This is a genomic window from Streptomyces sp. NPDC006332 (genome assembly GCF_040612855.1).
Classification (GTDB): domain Bacteria; phylum Actinomycetota; class Actinomycetes; order Streptomycetales; family Streptomycetaceae; genus Streptomyces.
Genome location: NZ_JBEXRA010000003.1, coordinates 267,099 through 283,831, shown reverse-complemented (window position 1 = coordinate 283,831; position 16,733 = coordinate 267,099). Strand labels below are relative to the sequence as shown.

At 70.6% G+C, this 16,733-nt stretch carries 17 protein-coding genes; 9 read left to right on the top strand and 8 right to left on the bottom strand.

What is annotated here, in order from left to right; translation table 11 throughout:
* Positions 1-93: 93 nt before the first annotated feature.
* The 3 genes from ABZ027_RS05010 to ABZ027_RS05000 are packed head-to-tail and all read right to left on the bottom strand — an operon-like array spanning position 94 to position 2,163.
* On the bottom strand, positions 94-618 hold the full coding sequence (locus tag ABZ027_RS05010; RefSeq protein WP_356764420.1) for a hypothetical protein: 525 nt from the start codon (positions 616-618) through the stop codon (positions 94-96).
* 41 nt (positions 619-659) lie between these two features.
* Positions 660-1,217 (bottom strand): DUF1360 domain-containing protein, encoded by a 558-nt coding sequence (locus tag ABZ027_RS05005; protein WP_356764418.1) that lies wholly within the window; start codon positions 1,215-1,217, stop codon positions 660-662.
* Positions 1,201-2,163: a Rieske 2Fe-2S domain-containing protein gene (locus ABZ027_RS05000; protein WP_356764457.1), complete on the bottom strand. Its 963-nt coding sequence runs from the start codon at positions 2,161-2,163 to the stop codon at positions 1,201-1,203. The genes ABZ027_RS05005 and ABZ027_RS05000 overlap by 17 nt, the downstream gene beginning before the upstream one ends.
* A gap of 265 nt (positions 2,164-2,428) precedes the next feature.
* Between ABZ027_RS05000 and ABZ027_RS04995 the strand changes: the two genes are divergently transcribed.
* The gene (locus tag ABZ027_RS04995) at positions 2,429-3,628 is read left to right on the top strand and encodes a hypothetical protein (protein ID WP_356764416.1); all 1,200 of its coding nucleotides are present in this window, start codon (positions 2,429-2,431) and stop codon (positions 3,626-3,628) included.
* 11 nt (positions 3,629-3,639) lie between these two features.
* Positions 3,640-4,230: a hemerythrin domain-containing protein gene (locus ABZ027_RS04990; protein ID WP_356764414.1), complete on the top strand. Its 591-nt coding sequence runs from the start codon at positions 3,640-3,642 to the stop codon at positions 4,228-4,230.
* A gap of 192 nt (positions 4,231-4,422) precedes the next feature.
* On the opposite strand, the gene ABZ027_RS04985 is transcribed toward ABZ027_RS04990, so the two are convergent.
* On the bottom strand, positions 4,423-5,568 hold the full coding sequence (locus tag ABZ027_RS04985) for a DUF6596 domain-containing protein (protein ID WP_356764455.1): 1,146 nt from the start codon (positions 5,566-5,568) through the stop codon (positions 4,423-4,425).
* 8 nt (positions 5,569-5,576) lie between these two features.
* On the bottom strand, positions 5,577-5,984 hold the full coding sequence (locus ABZ027_RS04980) for a YciI family protein (RefSeq protein ID WP_356764412.1): 408 nt from the start codon (positions 5,982-5,984) through the stop codon (positions 5,577-5,579).
* A gap of 298 nt (positions 5,985-6,282) precedes the next feature.
* Between ABZ027_RS04980 and ABZ027_RS04975 the strand changes: the two genes are divergently transcribed.
* Complete coding sequence (locus ABZ027_RS04975; protein WP_356764410.1) at positions 6,283-6,804, top strand: ATP-binding protein; 522 nt, start codon at positions 6,283-6,285, stop codon at positions 6,802-6,804.
* Positions 6,805-6,879: 75 nt separating this feature from the next.
* On the opposite strand, the gene ABZ027_RS04970 is transcribed toward ABZ027_RS04975, so the two are convergent.
* Complete coding sequence (locus ABZ027_RS04970; RefSeq protein ID WP_356764408.1) at positions 6,880-7,302, bottom strand: DUF3592 domain-containing protein; 423 nt, start codon at positions 7,300-7,302, stop codon at positions 6,880-6,882.
* A 410-nt stretch (positions 7,303-7,712) separates the two neighbouring features.
* On the opposite strand from ABZ027_RS04970, the gene ABZ027_RS04965 reads away from it, so the two are divergent.
* Positions 7,713-7,931, top strand: a complete 219-nt coding sequence (locus tag ABZ027_RS04965; protein ID WP_356764406.1) for a hypothetical protein — start codon at positions 7,713-7,715, stop codon at positions 7,929-7,931.
* A 25-nt stretch (positions 7,932-7,956) separates the two neighbouring features.
* Positions 7,957-9,189, top strand: coding sequence for an MFS transporter (locus ABZ027_RS04960; RefSeq protein WP_356764404.1), 1,233 nt, complete (start codon positions 7,957-7,959; stop codon positions 9,187-9,189).
* A 300-nt stretch (positions 9,190-9,489) separates the two neighbouring features.
* On the opposite strand, the gene ABZ027_RS04955 is transcribed toward ABZ027_RS04960, so the two are convergent.
* Positions 9,490-10,224: a maleylpyruvate isomerase family mycothiol-dependent enzyme gene (locus ABZ027_RS04955; RefSeq protein WP_356764402.1), complete on the bottom strand. Its 735-nt coding sequence runs from the start codon at positions 10,222-10,224 to the stop codon at positions 9,490-9,492.
* Positions 10,225-10,435: 211 nt separating this feature from the next.
* Between ABZ027_RS04955 and ABZ027_RS04950 the strand changes: the two genes are divergently transcribed.
* The 3 genes from ABZ027_RS04950 to ABZ027_RS04940 all read left to right on the top strand — a co-directional run bounded on the left by ABZ027_RS04950 (position 10,436) and on the right by ABZ027_RS04940 (position 14,288).
* Positions 10,436-12,148 carry an IlvD/Edd family dehydratase gene (locus ABZ027_RS04950; RefSeq protein WP_356764400.1) on the top strand — a complete coding sequence of 571 codons (1,713 nt, stop codon included), beginning with the start codon at positions 10,436-10,438 and terminating at the stop codon, positions 12,146-12,148.
* Between the two features lie 175 nt (positions 12,149-12,323).
* The gene (locus ABZ027_RS04945) at positions 12,324-13,580 is read left to right on the top strand and encodes an SGNH/GDSL hydrolase family protein (RefSeq protein ID WP_356764398.1); all 1,257 of its coding nucleotides are present in this window, start codon (positions 12,324-12,326) and stop codon (positions 13,578-13,580) included.
* Positions 13,581-13,754: 174 nt separating this feature from the next.
* Positions 13,755-14,288, top strand: coding sequence for an AAA family ATPase (locus ABZ027_RS04940; protein ID WP_356764453.1), 534 nt, complete (start codon positions 13,755-13,757; stop codon positions 14,286-14,288).
* A 37-nt stretch (positions 14,289-14,325) separates the two neighbouring features.
* Here ABZ027_RS04940 and ABZ027_RS04935 read toward each other — a convergent pair whose 3' ends face one another.
* Positions 14,326-15,342: a helix-turn-helix domain-containing protein gene (locus ABZ027_RS04935; RefSeq protein ID WP_356764451.1), complete on the bottom strand. Its 1,017-nt coding sequence runs from the start codon at positions 15,340-15,342 to the stop codon at positions 14,326-14,328.
* Between the two features lie 65 nt (positions 15,343-15,407).
* On the opposite strand from ABZ027_RS04935, the gene ABZ027_RS04930 reads away from it, so the two are divergent.
* Positions 15,408-16,706 (top strand): MFS transporter, encoded by a 1,299-nt coding sequence (locus ABZ027_RS04930; protein ID WP_356764396.1) that lies wholly within the window; start codon positions 15,408-15,410, stop codon positions 16,704-16,706.
* Positions 16,707-16,733 lie beyond the last annotated feature (27 nt).

The following is a 16,733-nucleotide window of genomic DNA, read 5'->3' as shown; positions in this document are numbered from 1 at the left end:
AGCGGGGGGACCCCCATCGAGGAGCTTCCGGCGCCTTGCGATCGCACGCACCAGACGCCGCGAGCTGATCGGACTCCACTTTTGTTCGGAGCTCTAAGCGTCCTCGCGGGGAAGGGGGCCCACGTCGGTGCGGCGGCCCCGGCGACGGGCGGCATGGCGCTGCCCCGGGCCGGGGCCACCACGGGCGGCGAGGGCGTCGGCGACGACCCCGGTGGTGAAGGCGTAGACGGTCTTGTGCAGGACGTCCACGACGAGTTCCCCGCGGGGCCAGGTGGAGGGCGGTGCGCCGACACCCGTCAGGTTCTCGAGGATCTGGTCGTTGGTGAGACGCACGACGGTGAACTTGGCGGACGCGACCGGTCCGCGCAGTCCGGCCTGCGCCATGACGGAACGCAGCACGCCGAGAAGGGCGGCCTGGCCGTGGTGCATGGCCCAGTTCACCCCGAGCGGCTGGGTTCCGGGACGTTCGGGCAGCCCGGCCAGACGCTGAAGGACCCGGGCGGGCACGTGGGAGTCGGGTCGGCCGGTGAGGGCCTGCTCGATCTTCTCGCCGAGGGTCATGACGACACCTCCGGCCGTACCGGCGATCAGCCCCTGCCACAGCGCTCGCTTGATCATGTCGACGCGGTGGGCGCACGGCCTGGACATTCTCACCGCAGTCACTCCCCGCCGGTCTTGTCCACCAGCGCCGCGTACGTCAGTTGCAGCGCGTCCGCCCCGGCCAGCGCGGCCAGGGCGCCCATGGCGGTGCGCGTGGCGCGGGGCCACAGCAGCTGGCCCGCGGTCAGGGTCGAGACCATCCACACGCTGGTGCAGAACGGGCAGGTCACCAGCTCTCCGACGGTGTCCTTGCCGTCGCCGGCCCGTGCCTCCTCATGCAGCTCGGCCGGGCCCTGCGGACCGACGTAGCGCGTGAAGGGGGCCCGCAGCGGACTGGTCACCGACGCCTTGCTCAGCAGCCGGCTGAGCCGGAAGGCGGCCACCGATGTCAGCACGATGTCCGAGGGCGCGGGCCGGTCGGGCAGCGGGCGCCCACGGAGCCGTACCACCGTCGCCCAGGCCGCCGTGTACGCCCCGAATCCGGCCATGGCCGCCAGATAGCCACCCAGCGGCCGCTCGCGACCCGCCGAATAGTCTCGCTTCGTACGGCGGACAAAGCCCTGCAGGCGCCGTGTGAAGCGGTTGTCGGCGAAGCCGTTGTCAGCTGCCGTGCCCATGTGCCGTCCCTGATCCCGTCCCGCTGGTCCGCTGTTCCGTGGTGTCACCGCTCGCGTGCCCGTCCTGGTCCGCCTGACCGTCCTGGCCGGGTCGGCGCAGGCGCACCTCGACGTGGCCGTCCACGATCCGGGTGTCGAAGGCGGGCTGGGGAGCGGTGGCCGGGCCACGGACGTTCCAGCCGTCGGAAAGCCTGAAGACGCTCCCGTGCCAGGGGCACTGGACGCACCCGTCCTTGACGGTGCCCTCGGACAGGGGCCCGGCGAGATGGCTGCACCGGTCGGCCAGCGCGTGGATCGTCCCGCCCGACTCGCGCACCACCACGACCGGCACGTCGTTCACGCTGCGCCGTACGGGCTGACCGGCGGGGAAGTCGGCGACGCCGCCGATGCGGTGCCAGCCCTCGGTGACGACGTGCGGGACCTCTTCCGCGTGGTTGGCGCCGGAGGCCTGGCGGTAGGCCAGGTGGCCGCCCAGCATGCCACCCACGCCGACCGCCGCCAGCCCCAGGAATCCGAAGGCCCGGCCCCGCGCCGTACGCCCCTTGATCCGGCACACCAGAGACGTCGCGTACAGGCCGACGGCCGTCGTGTTGGCGAGGGCGTGCGCCAGGCCGACGCGCTGCTGCTGAGGGTGGAGCTCCGCCCAGTCGACCGCGCCCGTCAGCGCCGCGGGTGTGGCCGCGCCCAGCCCGACGCCGACCAGGAGGCCCGCCTCGCGGGAGTGGCCGGGAAGCAGATCCAGTACCGCCGCGGACAGCCAGCTGCCGATCGGCACCTGCACCATCAGCGGATGTACCGGATGCCCCAGCCACCTGCCGTGCAGCACGTCCCGGCCGCGCCCCAGCGGAAGGGACCGTATGCCCGTACGAAGCGCGTCGATCACCGCGTCCGCCCGCGGCTCACGTTCCAGGCGGTCCAACAGCCACAGGGTCCGGTTCTGCCGCATCCGGCTGCGCGGGGGCTTTGTGCTCATGGCCAACCGTGTCCCCACCAGGGCGTAGGGCAAACGAGCCGACGGGTGCCGCCGCGCCCCACCCCTCGAATGCTGCCGCCGACCGGGTGACCACCCCGGCACCGGTTCGGCGCGGGAGCCGCCTGCCGGGGCCCATGACGTCAAGCATGGCTGGCGCTCACCGGGCTCCCCCGCCGGAGAGTGATCTGCTCGTCAGGGGGGACCTGGGTACCTCACATCGACCGCACCGGAGGCACGAATGACCTTCAATCCCCTGGAACAACGCGGTATCCCCCTTGACCGGCAGGTCAGGAACTGGCGCGAACTCAACGTCAAGCCGATCGATCCGGACCACTGCGACCCCTACACCCGGTGCCGCATCATCACGATGAACGGCATCGAGGTGGAGGCGATCATGTTCAGCCACCAGCTGGCCCGCAACACCGTCGATCCGGAGGTGAAGCGGCAGCTGGCCCAGACCCGCTACGTCGAGGCGCAGCAGCAGAAGGTCGTGAACTGGCTGCTTCCGGGCGTGTCATCCGTGCTCGAGACGACCATCGCCTACGAACAGGTCGCGGTGGACCTCACCGCCTGGGTCGCCCGCATGGAGCCGGACCCGTATCTGAAGCAGGCGTACCAGTTCGGCGTGCTGGAAGACTTCGATCACCTGTACCGCTACGCGAACCTGTACGAGATGATCGAGCACCGCAAGGCGGACGCGATCGTCGAGGGCCTGACCGAGGTCATGCCGGGACGACCGACCAAGTACCACCACCGCGATCCGTTCGACAACGTCCGCGACCCGTACGCCAAGGACGAGACGGACCCGCTGTCGAAGCTGCACGCGCTGACCATCATGTCGGCGGAGCAGCAGACCATGAACTTCTACATGAACACCGGCCCCACCTACATGGAGCCGATCGCCCGCCAGCTCTACCAGGAGATCGGGCTGATCGAGGAGGAGCACGTCACCCACTACGAGTCGCTCGTCGACCCGGGGGAGACGTGGTGGGAGCAGCTGGTCAACCACGAGTACAACGAGTGCTATCTCTACTACTCCTTCATGGAGCAGGAGAGCGACCCCAAGGTGAAGGCGATCTGGGAGCTGCACCTGAACCAGGAGTTGGAGCACCTGCACATCGCCTGTGACCTGATGCGCCGGCACGACGGGCGCGACCCGGAGCCGGTGCTGGCGCCGCGGCTGCCCGACGTCCTGACCTTCGAACCGAACAAGGCGTACCTGCGTGAGCTGCTCGACACGCAGATCGACCTGACGACGCTCGGCGCCGGATACGTCCGGGAGGCGCATGAGCGGTTCGAGAAGATGCAGGAGCAGATCCACGGTGGCGAAGCCCCGCCCAGCGAACGGGTGATGGCCCAGCACGACGAGATGTTCGGGCGCGAGTACCGCATCGAGTCCGAAGGTGAACACCCCGATCCCGCCCTGCGTGAGAAGTGAGGAGACCGGTCATGTCCGAGCTTCACACCCCGCAGGCCGGTGACGACGCCGCCCAGGACACCGACGTGGTCGCCCTGCTCATGCGACAGCACGGGGACATCCGTAACCTCTTCGACGAGGTCGAGGCCACCAAGGGCGACGCCCGACAGGAAGCCTTCCGCCGCCTGGTTCGACTCCTCGCAGTCCATGAGACGGCGGAGGAAGAGGTGGTGCACCCGTTCGTCCACCGCACTGTCGCAGGCGGCGAGGAGGTCGTGAAGGCCCGTCTCGCCGAGGAGCGCTCGGCGAAAGAGACACTGAGCACGTTGGACGACCTGGACACCGGCGACCCGAAGTTCATGCCGCAGCTGCTGTCGCTGCGCCAGGACGTCCAGGAGCACGCCCGGGCTGAGGAACGCTACGAGTTCATCCACATCAGGCGCTCCGCCGACGCCGCGACACTCGCCTCACTGGCCAGGGGCGTCAAGGCGGCCGAGGCCATGGCGCCCACCCGGCCTCACCCCGGCGTGGAGTCCGCCACGGCCAACGTGATACTGGGGCCGGTCGCCGCCCTGATGGACCGCACCCGTGATGCCGTCCGCAAAGCCATGGGCAAAGACTGAGCGTACGCGTACGGAACATCAGCGAGGTGGGTTCCGCCACGGCGGGACCCACGGAACGGCCCCGCCGCAAGGGCGGATTCCAGGGGCCGTTCGCCTTGCTCCCCGGCCGGCGCCGGCCTTCGGGGATGCGTCAGGTGAGCGCTCGGGGCACGGAACCGGGACGGCCGTCGCAGGACATCCGAGCGTGGCCTCTCAGCGAGACCGGTCGGCGTTGAGCCGGGCGGCCTGGCGCGTAAGGTGGTCGCGCTCGGCGAGGTTGGGTGCCTTCCGGGCCGCCTCGGCGTACAGGCGCGCCGCCGTCGCCAGGTCGCCGTCGCGCTCGTGCAGGTAGGCCGCCACCGCGGCGTGGCGGGGCAGTGACTCGTCCAGCGCCGCGAGCGCCCGCAGGCCGGCACGTGGTCCGTCGGCCTCGCCGACGGCCACCGCGCGGTTGAGCCGGACGACGGGGCTGTCGGTCAGGCGCGCGAGTTCGTCGTACCACTCGACGATCTGCACCCAGTCGGTCTCCTCGGTGGTGGGCGCGTCGGCGTGGAGTGCCGCGATGGCGGCCTGCGCCTGGAACTCGCCCAACTGGTCGCGGGCGAGGGCCGCTTGCAGGATCTCGACGCCCTCGGCGATAGCCCGGGCGTCCCAGCGGCCGCGGTCCTGCTCGGCGAGCGGCACCAGGCTGCCGTCGGGTGCGGTCCGGGCGGCGCGCCGGGCGTGGTGGAGCAGCATGAGGGCGAGCAGCCCCGCCACCTCGGGGTGGTCGATCGCGGCCGCGAGCTGCCGGGTGAGCCGGATGGCCTCGGCGGCGAGGTCGATGTCGCCCGAGTAGCCCTCGTTGAAGACCAGGTAGAGGACGCGCAGCACGGTGGCGACGTCGCCGGGCCGGTCGAACCGTACGGCGGAGACGGTGCGCTTGGCCCGGCTGACGCGTTGCGCCATGGTCGCCTCGGGTACCAGGTAGGCCTGGGCGATCTGGCGGGTGGTCAGCCCGCCCACGGCGCGCAGCGTGAGCGCGACCGCGGACGACGGCGTCAGTGACGGGTGGGCGCACAGGAAGTAGAGCTGGAGCGTGTCGTCCACCGCGGGCGCGGGCCCGGGCGCCGGCTCCTCGTCCACGAGGTCCTCACGCCGACGGCGGGCGGCGTCCGCCCGGGTCGCGTCGAGGAACTTGCGCCAGGCCACGGTGACCAGCCAGCCCTTCGGATCCCGCGGCGGGTCGGCCGGCCAGACGCGGACCGCCTCGACCAGCGCGTCCTGAACGGCGTCCTCGGCCGCCGCGAAGTCGGCTCCGCGGCGGACGAGGATCCCGAGCACGCTCGGTGTGAGTCTCCGGAGCAGCACCTCGTTCACTTCGGAGGTCACTCCGTGATGGTGGGCGGCGCGGACAGGAACGGACGCAGCTCGAGCCACTCGTGGATCGGCTTGCCACCCGCCCCAGGGGCGGCCGAGAGTTCTCCGGCCAGCTCGACCGCGCGCTCGTAGCTGTCGACGTCGATCACCATCCAGCCGGCGATGAGGTCCTTGGTCTCCGCGAACGGGCCGTCGGTGACCGGCGGGCGGCCCTCGCCGTCGTAGCGGACGAAGGTCCCCTCGGGGGCGAGTGCCTGGCCGTCGACGAACTCGCCGGTCTTCTCGAGCCTGGCCGCGAAGTCCTGCATGTACGTGATGTGGGCCGAGATCTCCTCCTGGGTCCACTGGTCCATGGGGACGTCGTTGACCGCAGCCGGGGCGCCGCGGTAGTGCTTGAGCAGCAGGTACTTGGCCATCGTGGTTCTCCTCGGTGCGCGTGCGACCCATTGTGGTCGCGTTCGGAGCAGGGACGGAGCCGGACACGTGTTCTCGACATCCCCGCCGGATTTTTCTCGGCTTTTTTTCGATGAACCTGCGTGAGGTGTCGCGCGGGGCCCGGGGCGGTGGCGTGGCGCGGGGGCGAGACGCAGCGACGCGGTCGATGAGCGGGCGCATGGCGGCGCCCGAAGCGGCCCTCGCAGAACTCTCGCCTGTGTCGGTTCTGTGACAGGAACGGCGTCCACCGCGGACCGGACATCGCTAACGTCAGGCCCCATGATCGTATGGCTCAACGGCACCCACGGCGCCGGCAAGACGACGACCAGCGCACTCGTCCAGCAACTCCTCCCGGATTCAAGAGTGTTCGACGCCGAGAAGGTCGGTGAGACGCTCATGGACATCACGCCCGGGCTGCCCGAGACGGACAACTTCCAGCACTGGCCGCCGTGGCGGCCACTCGTCGTCGAGACCGCTCGCCGCGTACTCGACTACACCGGCGGCACCCTGGTGATGCCCATGACCGTCCTGGTCGAGGAGTACTGGCGTGAGATCAGCGCGGGCCTCGCCCACCATGCCATCCCGGTACGGCACTTCGTCCTCCACGCCGACCAGGACACGCTCCGCGGACGCATCGAGGGGGACACGGTTCTTGGCCCCTCCTCGTTCCGCCTCGCATACCTGGAGCCCTACGCCGAGGCGGCCCGGACCTGGCTGCACGCCGAGGCCGAGGTCATCGACACCACGCACCTCACGCCCGCCCAGGCCGCCCTGCGGATCGCGGAGGCGGTCAAGGGGTGAGGTTGCTGCCGCCCGCCCCATGCTGACCGGCACCACTGGAGGTACAGGCGGTGCCGGCTGTCCCGGACACGCGGCTCAGGAACGCCCCCGCCTCAGCAACGCGACCGTCGTACCGATCCCCGCGAACAGCGCCCCGAGTCCACTGAAGATCAGCGGCATCAGCCACAGCGAGGCGAACCCGTTGATCCGCGCGTCCCCGGGGGAATCAGCGCGGTAGAGCACCTCGACCCGTTCGCCCTCCTCGTACGACGGCGGGTTGGAGCCCGCCTCGTTCCGGAACGTCTGCCGGGTGCCGTCCGCCGGCGTGAACTCCACGACGGGGTACGCCACGGGCTGGTTGTTCGCACGCTGCTTCCGGGATGCACTGCTGTGGTCGGTGCGCCACTCCAGCGCCACCACTGTGCCCCGGGTGCGCTCCGCATTCGCCAGGAACGAGGCCGTCGTCCCCGCCATGACCAGCCCGATGACCAAGAACAACGATCCGAAAGCGATCGTCACGAACGCGATCCACTGGCGGGCGCCCCACCCACGCACCTGAAACTGCACGATGTCCCTCTCACTTTTACTGAGTGAGAAGGACGCTATCCCAGGTACGCCGGTCGCGATCTCCCGCCCCCGGTGCTCGCTCATCCACTGATCACGCCGGTCTCTCGGTTCGTCCGCCGTGGACTTTCCTCGCCCGTGCCTCCCCACCGTCGTGGAGCGGCGACAAGTGGTCACCGGCGTTGGTCTTGCCCACCGCCTCCTGCTCAGGGGGAGTGACCTGGGAGCGTTTCGGTCATCATCGGCGGCTCTGCCATCCCGCCCGCCGCAGCGACTCACACGCGGTGACCAGGCTCTGCACCCGGCGTGGCACCGGTTGACGCCTGTCTGCGGATCGACCGGAACTCGGCCGTTAGGGAGGCGGGTTGAGGGAGACACGGGGCTTCCCGCTTCGGTGGGCCCGGCCGGTCACCACGCTGGGCGAAGACGGAGAGGTGTTCACCTCTCATGTGGCGCCCATGCTGGGCCCTTCGTCATCGGTGACGCGCCGGCCGGCTGCCTGGCGGCAGTTCGCCGACGGCGAGGACGGCGTCATCAGTGTGGAGCGGCACGGGGCCGCACAGAACGACGCCGTGGCGGCATAGGTCAGGGAGAGGGGATCGGACGTCGATGAAGAAGCGCGGCATTGTGCCCCTGCTGTTGGCCGGGCAAGCGGTCAACGGCTTCGGTGACGGACTGTGGTTCAGCGTCTGGGCCATCTTCTTCACCCGCATTCAGCACATCCCGGCCGAGAGCATGGGACTCGCCATCGGGATCGGTGGCGTGGCCGGCATCCTCACGGCGATACCGGTCGGCACCGCCGCGGACCGGTACGGTCCGCGCGAGGTGCTCGTCGTGGTCATCGCGCTGCGCGGGCTGGCCTCGATCGCCTACATCTTCGCTGGTGACTTCTGGTCCCTGCTCGTCGTCTCGTGCTGCTACTCCGCCGTGCAGAGTTCGGGAGTCGGGGTACGGGTCAGCCTGGTGTACCAACTGCTGGGTCAGGACGACCCGTTGCGGGCACTGGCACAGAGCCGGGTGGTGCAGCACATCGCCTACGCCGCGGGCGCGGGCGTCGCCATGCTGGTGCTGGCGGACGGAAGCCGGTTCGTGTTCGTCGCGTCCATCCTGGTCAACGCCGCCGCGTTCTTCATCACCGCGGTGATCACGTTGGCCCTCCCGTCGGTGCCGTCCGTTCCCGTGGAGCGGCAGCGGTCGAGCACCGAGGCGCTGCGTGACCTGCCGTATGTGGGACTCATGAGCACGACCGCGCTTCTCGCGCTGTGCTGGGCCCTGCTCTCCAGTGGTCTGCCCCTGTGGATCGCGGAGGGCACCGAGGCCCCCCTGTGGACCGCCGGCCTCGCGGTCGCGCTGAGTTCCCTGGCGATCGCCCTGTTCCAGGTACGGGTGAGCGGGCGGGCCGTGAACATCCCGCGCTCCGTCCGCGCCAGCCGTGTCTCCGCCGTCGCCCTGGCCGGCTGCTGCCTGCTGTTCGCCGCGGCGGCCTGGGCCCACCAGCCGTTGCTGGCCACCCTGGTCATCGTCGTCGGCATGGGAGCCCACATCATCGGCGAGTTGTACTACGTCTCGTCCCGGTGGGGGCTCTCCCTGGGGTTCATGGTCAAGGAGGCCGAGGGGCAGTACCAGGGGCTGACCGCCAGCACGGAGGCCGGCACCACGGCCATGGGCCCCGCGCTCGTCACCTCCCTGGTCAGCGGACTGCGCGAGGTCGGCTGGGTGGTTCTGGCGCTGGTGTTCCTGCTCAGCGCGACACCCGTCGGCTCGCTGTCCCGACGAGCCCTGCGTGATTCCCGCCGCGTCTGGCGGACGGACCGGGCGGGTGACCGAGAAGTGCTGTCCTGACTCCGCTCCTCCCTCCCAGCGGCCCCCAAGGAGACCCATCACTGTCAGTTTCCCCGACACCGCCGCCCGCCCCGCTCCCGGGCGGTCGTCGCTGCCCTGGCAGCCGGCGTCCGTGGATGGGCTGCACGGCCTGGAACCTGCCCGCGAGCGGGACAGCCGGGGTTACTGCGACGCCGCCATCCAGCTCCACGCCGACGGCGTGCGCAACCCCCTGCACAACGACCACATCACCCGCGACGCGCAGGGCACGACCTGGAGCCGACGCCCTCCGCGTCGGCTCTCGGCCGTCCCGACCGGCGGTCAGCTCCGCCAGACCGGAACCTCCGGGAGGGCCCCGGAAGGCTCGACGGCCAGTGCGCGTCCGTCCGTCCGGCCGGTGAGCCAGCCGAGCAGCTCGGCCGCGGGTCCCGACACCCGCGGCCCGTGTCCGCCCGCCCCGACCCGGTGCAGCACCTGGTCCTCGTCGGCGCGCAGCACCATGGCCGGGGCCTCAGGGCTGTCGCGCAGGTTCTGCACCGTGGTCTCCAGTTCCAGTGCCACGAAGAAGTCCGGCCAGTCGACCGGGCGATGGCCGGTGGCCAGGTCGGTGTGGTGCACCTCCACCTCACGCAGCATGCTTCCCACGGCGCCGCGCACCGGCCGCCGACCGTCACCGAGCCACCGCACCGGCACCTCCCAGGCGTCCTGCGGATGGCCGTCGGCCGTGGTGAGGAAACGGCGCAGCGAGGTCTCGAGGTCCTCCACGAGGGCGTCCGCCGGGCGTGCCGCGCCTTCTTCGATCTCCCGGTTCCGTTCGTCGGCGTCGGCGTACTGCGGCAGGTCCCGGCCCGTCCGGGCGGCGGTCAGCAGCCGGGTACGGGAGTCGGCGCTGCGGGCGAGGTGCGTCAGCACGTGCCCGCGGGTCCATCCGGGCAGCAGCGACGCTGCCCGTACGTCCTCGTCGGAGAGCGCCGAGGCGGACTTGAGCAGCCGGTCGACGGATGTACGCAGCAGGGGCAGGTAGGTGGTGGGTGAGTCCTTCTCGTGGTGCGCCAATGGAGGTCTCCGTTCGGTGGCCGTGCGTCGTCACCAGACCGTTTCCCCGCACCCGGGGGGCCATGTACGCGGAAGGCGGGGGAGCCCCGCATGGCCGGTACCGCACACCCAGGTCGGGGCTGTTGATCCGTCGTCCGTCTGGCTATGCTTCATGAGGTTCAACTCTGTACCGCCGTAACGCCTGTTGCAGGACTGTGGGAAGAGAGTCCGGGTGGAGCTCCGTAGCGACCAGTGGTACGCGGGTCAGGACCGCAACGGCTACATTCACCGGGCGTGGATGCGCAGAGGTGTACCGGGGGACGCCTTCACCGGCCGGCCTCAGATCGCCATCGCCAACACGGCCTCCGACCTGACTCCCTGCAACGCCCACCTGAACGAGGTGGCGGCCTCGGTCCGCAACGGCGTGTACGAGGCGGGCGGCATCCCGCTGGACCTGCCGGTGGTGTCGCTGGGGGAGACGAACGTGCGGCCCACCGCCATGCTGTGGCGCAACATGGCCGCGATGGCCACGGAGGAGATGCTGCGGGCCAACCCGATCGACGGCGTCGTACTGCTCGGCGGCTGCGACAAGACGATCCCGTCGCTGCTGATGGCCGCCGCCTCGGTGGACCTGCCCGCGGTCGTGGTCCCCGGCGGCCCGATGCTCAACGGCACGTTCCGCGGCGGCCTGTTGGGCTGCGGCACCGGGGTGTGGCAGCTGTCGGAGGAGGTGCGCGCGGGCACGCTCTCCCAGGAGCAGTTCACCCGCTCCGAGTCGTCGATGATCCGCAGCCGCGGGCACTGCAACACGATGGGCACGGCCTCCACGATGGCGCTGGTGGCGGAGGCGCTGGGCACGGTCCTGCCCGGGGTGGCCGGCACGCCCGCCCCCGACAGCCGCCTGCTGGAGGCCGCCCACCACACCGGCCTGCTGGCTGTCGACATGGTGGGCGCCGACCGGCGCCCGGGCACCTTCCTGACCAAGGCGTCCTTCCACAACGCGATCGTCGCGCTGGCCGCCATCGGCGGCTCGACCAACGCGGTCGTCCACCTCCTCGCCATCGCCGGGCGGCTGGGCATCGACCTGTCGCTCGACGACTTCGACCGCATCGGCTCCCGGGTGCCGGTCCTGGTGGACCTCCAGCCGGCCGGGCGTTTCCTCATGGAGGACTTCCATCGCGCCGGAGGCCTGCTCGCCGTCCTGCGCGAGGTCCGTGACCTCCTCGACCCGGACGCGCTCACCGTCACCGGCGAACCCCTGTCGAGCTACCTGGACGACGCGCCGATCTGGGACAGCGAGGTCATCCGCACCCGCGCCCAGCCACTGGTCGCCGAGGGCGGCATCGCCGTCCTGCGCGGCAACCTCGCCCCCGACGGCGCGCTCATCAAACCCGCCGCGGCTTCCCCGCACCTCCTGCGACACCGGGGCCGGGCCGTCGTCTTCGACTCCATCGAGGACTTCCACGCCCGCGTCGACGACCCCGACCTCGACGTGGACGCCGACTCCGTCCTCGTCCTGCGGGGCTGCGGCCCCAAGGGCTACCCGGGCATGCCCGAGGTGTCGAACATGCCGCTGCCCAAGAAGCTCCTCGAACAGGGCGTCCGTGACATGGTCCGCGTCTGCGACGGCCGGATGAGCGGCACCGCCTACGGCACCGTCGTCCTGCACGTGGCGCCGGAGGCCGCGGCCGGCGGCCCCCTCGCCCTCGTCCGCACCGGGGACGTCATCGCCCTCGACGTCGAGGCCCGCCGTATCGACGTCGACGTCCCCGCTGGTGAACTCGCGGCCCGCAAGCCCAACCAGGCCACCGTCGACGGCTTCGCCGCCCCCCGCCGTGGCTGGGAACGTCTCTACGTCGATCATGTCCTGCAGGCCGACACCGGCGCCGATCTCGACTTCCTCGTCGGTTCCAGCGGCTCCGAGGTGAGCCGCGAGTCGCACTGACAGGCCGCGAATTGGTCCGTTCCCAGGGCGGCCCGCGCGGACCGGCAGGTCACATACGTGACCGTGGTTCAACCCATTGACACATCCGATGAATTGCTGGTTGTCTGCGAATCGCTCAGCCTCCGGTCGACTCCGCGCACCCCACGGACACGGACTACTGGAAAGGCGAACCCGCATGTTCAAGAACCGGTACTTATTCGCCGCCTTGGTGGCATCGCTGGCGATCGTCCTGTTGGGAACGGCGGGCGGACTGCCCGCGAGAGCCGACGCGGGGCCGGCCCCCGCCAACCGCCTCGGCTGGACCGGCACGTGGGAAGCCGCAGCGTCCGGCACCGTCCCGGCCCTGCCCGGCACCTCCATCCGCAATGTCGTCCACATCAGCGTCGGTGGCCGCGCCGCACGCGTCCGCATCACCAACCGGCTCGGCACCGCGCCGCTCGAACTCGGCGCCGTGAGCGTGGCGTTGCAGGAGAACGACGCGCCGAAGAGCCCGAACGCCGTCGCCGGCACGCTGCGTACCGCCACGTTCCGCGGCGCCACCTCGGTCACCGTCCCCGCCGGCAAGGACGTCGTCACCGATCCTGTGCCGCTCGCGGTGCCCTCCGGCGCCAACCTCCTGATCACGGTCTACACACCGACCGACAACGGCCCGGCCACCTACCACCGGTCGGCCCTGCAGACCAATTTCCTCGCCCCTTCCGGTGACCACACCGCCGACGAGGACGGATCTGCCTACACCCAGACCACGGGATCCTGGTACTACGTGACCGGCGTGGACGTGGTCGGCTCGCGCACCGCCGGAAGCGTCGTCGCACTCGGCGACTCGATCACCGACGGTTCGGGATCGACCTCCAGCGCCAACCGCCGCTGGCCGGACCGGCTCTCCGAACGCCTGCGCGCGCTGCCTCCGCACCGCAGGCTCGGCGTCCTGAACGCCGGTATCTCCGGCAACCGCGTCCTGCTCGAAGGCACCGGCCCGAGCGCCCTGTCCCGGCTCGACGCCGACGTCCTGTCCCGCTCCGGGGTACGCGCGATGATCGTCATGGAGGGCATCAACGACATCAAGGGCAACCCCAACCAGACGGACCCGGCCGCGTTCGAGGACGCCTACCGCGAGATCGTGCGGCGCGCCCACGCGCGCGGCATCCGAGTCATCGGCGCCACCATCACCCCCTACGGCGGGAACGGCGGTTACACCGAGGCCCGTGAGACCGTCCGCCAGACCGTGAACGACTTCATCCGCACCAGCGGGCTCTTCGACGCCGTCGCGGACTTCGACGCGGTGGTCCGGGACCCGGCCGATCCCCACCGCATCCTGCCCGCCTACGACAACGGCGACCATCTGCACTTCAACGACGCGGGCCTGAAGGCGATGGCCGACGCCATCGACCTCAACGACCTCCACCGCACCCGAGCGCACAGCGCCGTTTGAGCCTCAGTCCGCGACGGCCGCACGAAGCCCGCGGACGGTACGACGCCGCCCTGGCCCGCCTGTCGAGAGGCGGTGCCAGAGCGGCCTGGTACCGGTCGACGCACTGACCACGTCCGCAGATCCGGCCGGTACGTCCACGCGATGTCACCGACCGTCGGTAGCGTGACCGCCGTGATGGTGGGAACCGAACAAACCCGGCTGGTCGTCCTGCGCGGCAACAGCGCCTCCGGCAAGTCGTCCGTCGCGGTCGGCCTGCGTGAGAGGTTCGGCAGCGGCCTGGCCCTGGTCGGCCAGGACAACCTCCGCCGTATCGTGCTCCGCGAGCGGGACCGGCCGGGAGCGGCGAACATCGGACTGATCGACCTGACGGCCCGCTACGCCCTTGACGCCGGGTATCACGTCGTCGTCGAAGGCATCCTGTACGCCGATCACTACGGCGACATGCTCGCCCGACTGCGCGTCGACCACCGCGGCCCGAGCCACAGTTACTACCTGGATGTGCCGTTCGCCGAGACTCTCGCCCGGCACGCCACCAAGCCGATCGCCGATGACGTCGACGAGACGCAACTGCGCGACTGGTACCGGTCCCGTGATCTGCTCCCGGACGGCACCGAGACCGTCATCGGCGCCGACAGCGCCCTGCACGAGACCGTCGACCGCATCATGCTCGACACCGGCCTGGCCCACCTGCCCGCGCTCGACCGCTGACCGACGGCGCGGTGGGTCCCGCCGACGCGAGGGCCGCTCAAACGTCGCTCGCCGGATCGCCCGGCCCACGGAACGTCATACGGTAGGCGCTCGGCGATGTGCCCAGGGCCGCGTGGAAGTGCTGCCGCAGATTTGCCGCCGTGCCCAGGCCGGCGCGGACGGCGACCTGGTCGACCGGAAGGTCGGTCTCCTCCAGCAACTCCCGTGCGAGTTCGACGCGTTGCCGGGTCAGCCAGCTCATCGGCGTCGTGCCGACCTCATCCCGGAAACGACGGTTGAAGTTGCGCACGCTCATCGCGTCCCTGGCCGCCAACTGCCCGAGCGTGATGGACTCGTGCAGATGCCGCAGCGCCCACTCGCGGGCGGCCGAGGTGGCCGACGCCGTGGGAGCCGGTACGGGGTGGCGGATGTACTGGACCTGACCCCCCTCACGATGCGGCGGAACGACCGCGCGACGGGCGACGTCACCGGCGACGGCCATGCCGTGGTCGTTCCGGATCATGTGCAGGCACAGATCGATCCCGGAGGCGCAGCCCGCGGAGGTCAGCACGTCGCCGGCGTCGGTGTACAGCACATCCGGGTCCAGTTCGACCTGCGGGAACAACCTCGAGAACAGGTCGGTGTAGCGCCAGTGGGTGGTTGCCCGACGCCCGTCCAGGAGGCCGGCGGACGCCAGCACGAACGCGCCCGTGCAGATGGACGCCATCCGGGTGCCGGGCCTGATCCGGGCGAACGCCTCGGCCAGCGGGGCGGCGAGGTCCGCTGTCTCCTGGGCGTAGTCCTCGTAGGACGAGAGGACGATCACGGTGTCGGCCTCCGCCAAGGCTTCGAGGCCGTGCGGGACACGTACGGTGAAGTCACCGTCCGTCCGTATGTCTCCGGCCCGCAAGGCGCAGGTGGCGACTTCGTACAGAGGCTCCCCGTCCACCGACGCGCCCGATCTGGCCTGCCCGAACAACTGGTGCACGATGCCCAACTCGATGGGGAGCAGGTCCTGACGGACGAAGAGGGCGATGCGATGCCGCCCGGGGTGGCAGAAAACAGGCATGGCCATATTCTTGCGCATGTGGTCCATCTGGACTCTCGTGAAGAGGGAGGTTCTCCCAGCAGGGTTGAACCATGGCCCAGTTGACATCCACCTCACAGACCACCGCACCGCACAGCCCGGGACCACGTTTCCACCGAGCCTGGGTGATCGCCCTCGCCGCGGGCGCGGCCATCGTCACGGCCGGTGCCTTCACCACCGTCCCCGGCCTGCTGGTGACTCCACTGCACGACAGTTACGGCTGGGATCGTGGACACATCGCCCTCGCCGCCTCGGTGAACATGGTGCTCTTCGGTCTCACCGCGCCCTTCGCGGCGGCCCTGATGGACCGGATCGGCGTCCGCCGGGTGGTGGCGGGCGCGCTTGTCCTCGTCGCCGTGGGTGCCCTGCTCACCAGCGTCATGACCCAGCCCTGGCAGCTGGTCACGTACTGGGGCGTGCTGATCGGTCTCGGCAGCGGCTGCCTGACCACGACGTTCGCCGCGAGCATCACCAGCAACTGGTTCGACAGGCGCCGGGGGCTGGTCACCGGCCTACTCAGCTCATCCAGCCACCTGGGCCAGATGCTCTTCCTGCCGCTCCTCGCCTGGGCTGTCGGCCGCTACGGCTGGCGTCCGCCGGTCGTGACACTCGCGTTCGTGGCCCTCACGGTGACCGCCCTGGTCCTGCTGCTGCTGCGTGATCACCCGGCCGACGTGGGCGTGAAGCCCTACGGCGCACCGACGTTCGTGCCGAAACCGGCACCGGCCTCCGGTGCGGCACGGCGCACGCTGGCCGTGCTCTTCAACGCCGCACGCACCGGCCCCTTCTGGCTCCTGGTCGGCATGTTCGTCATCTGCGGCGCCTCCACCAACGGCATCATGTGGAGCAACTGGGCCCCCGCAGCCCACGACCACGGCATGCACGCCACGGCCGCGGCGTCGATGCTCTCCCTCATCGGGATCTTCTCCGCCCTGGGCGCGGTCTTCTCGGGCTGGCTCACCGACCGTTTCGACCCCCGCCGCCTGCTGACCACGTACTTCGCGGTCCGCGCGCTCACCCTGCTGGTCCTGCCGATGGTGCTCTCGTCCACGGTCACGCTCACTCTGATCGTCTTTGTGACCGTCTACGGTCTGGTCGACGTCGCCACGGTCCCGCCCGTCATCGCCCTGTGCGGTCGTGTCTACGGCGAGGACGGCCCCATCGTCTTCGGCTGGACGAACTCCGCCCACCAACTGGGCGCGGGCGCCTCGGCGTTCCTCGGAGCCGCCGCGCGTGACCTGTTCGGCACCTATGACGTGGTGTGGACGACGCTGAGCGCGGTGTGCCTTGTCGCCGCCCTGATGGCGCTGGTCGTACGCGCCCCGAAGCGGCCCCGACCGGTTCCGGCGTAGGAACGGGGTTACGCGGCGACCGGCCGG

What these genes read in the sequence shown, in the direction of transcription:
- ABZ027_RS05010 (WP_356764420.1), bottom strand. Translation starts at nt 618, where the DNA reads ATGATCAAGCGAGCGCTGTGGCAGGGGCTGATCGCCGGTACGGCCGGA.
- ABZ027_RS04975 (WP_356764410.1), top strand. Translation starts at nt 6,283, where the DNA reads ATGATCGTATGGCTCAACGGCACCCACGGCGCCGGCAAGACGACGACC.
- ABZ027_RS04960 (WP_356764404.1), top strand. Translation starts at nt 7,957, where the DNA reads ATGAAGAAGCGCGGCATTGTGCCCCTGCTGTTGGCCGGGCAAGCGGTC.
- ABZ027_RS04995 (WP_356764416.1), top strand. Translation starts at nt 2,429, where the DNA reads ATGACCTTCAATCCCCTGGAACAACGCGGTATCCCCCTTGACCGGCAG.
- ABZ027_RS05005 (WP_356764418.1), bottom strand. Translation starts at nt 1,217, where the DNA reads ATGGGCACGGCAGCTGACAACGGCTTCGCCGACAACCGCTTCACACGG.
- ABZ027_RS04980 (WP_356764412.1), bottom strand. Translation starts at nt 5,984, where the DNA reads ATGGCCAAGTACCTGCTGCTCAAGCACTACCGCGGCGCCCCGGCTGCG.
- ABZ027_RS04940 (WP_356764453.1), top strand. Translation starts at nt 13,755, where the DNA reads ATGGTGGGAACCGAACAAACCCGGCTGGTCGTCCTGCGCGGCAACAGC.
- ABZ027_RS05000 (WP_356764457.1), bottom strand. Translation starts at nt 2,163, where the DNA reads ATGCGGCAGAACCGGACCCTGTGGCTGTTGGACCGCCTGGAACGTGAG.
- ABZ027_RS04930 (WP_356764396.1), top strand. Translation starts at nt 15,408, where the DNA reads ATGGCCCAGTTGACATCCACCTCACAGACCACCGCACCGCACAGCCCG.
- ABZ027_RS04945 (WP_356764398.1), top strand. Translation starts at nt 12,324, where the DNA reads ATGTTCAAGAACCGGTACTTATTCGCCGCCTTGGTGGCATCGCTGGCG.
- ABZ027_RS04990 (WP_356764414.1), top strand. Translation starts at nt 3,640, where the DNA reads ATGTCCGAGCTTCACACCCCGCAGGCCGGTGACGACGCCGCCCAGGAC.
- ABZ027_RS04935 (WP_356764451.1), bottom strand. Translation starts at nt 15,342, where the DNA reads ATGGCCATGCCTGTTTTCTGCCACCCCGGGCGGCATCGCATCGCCCTC.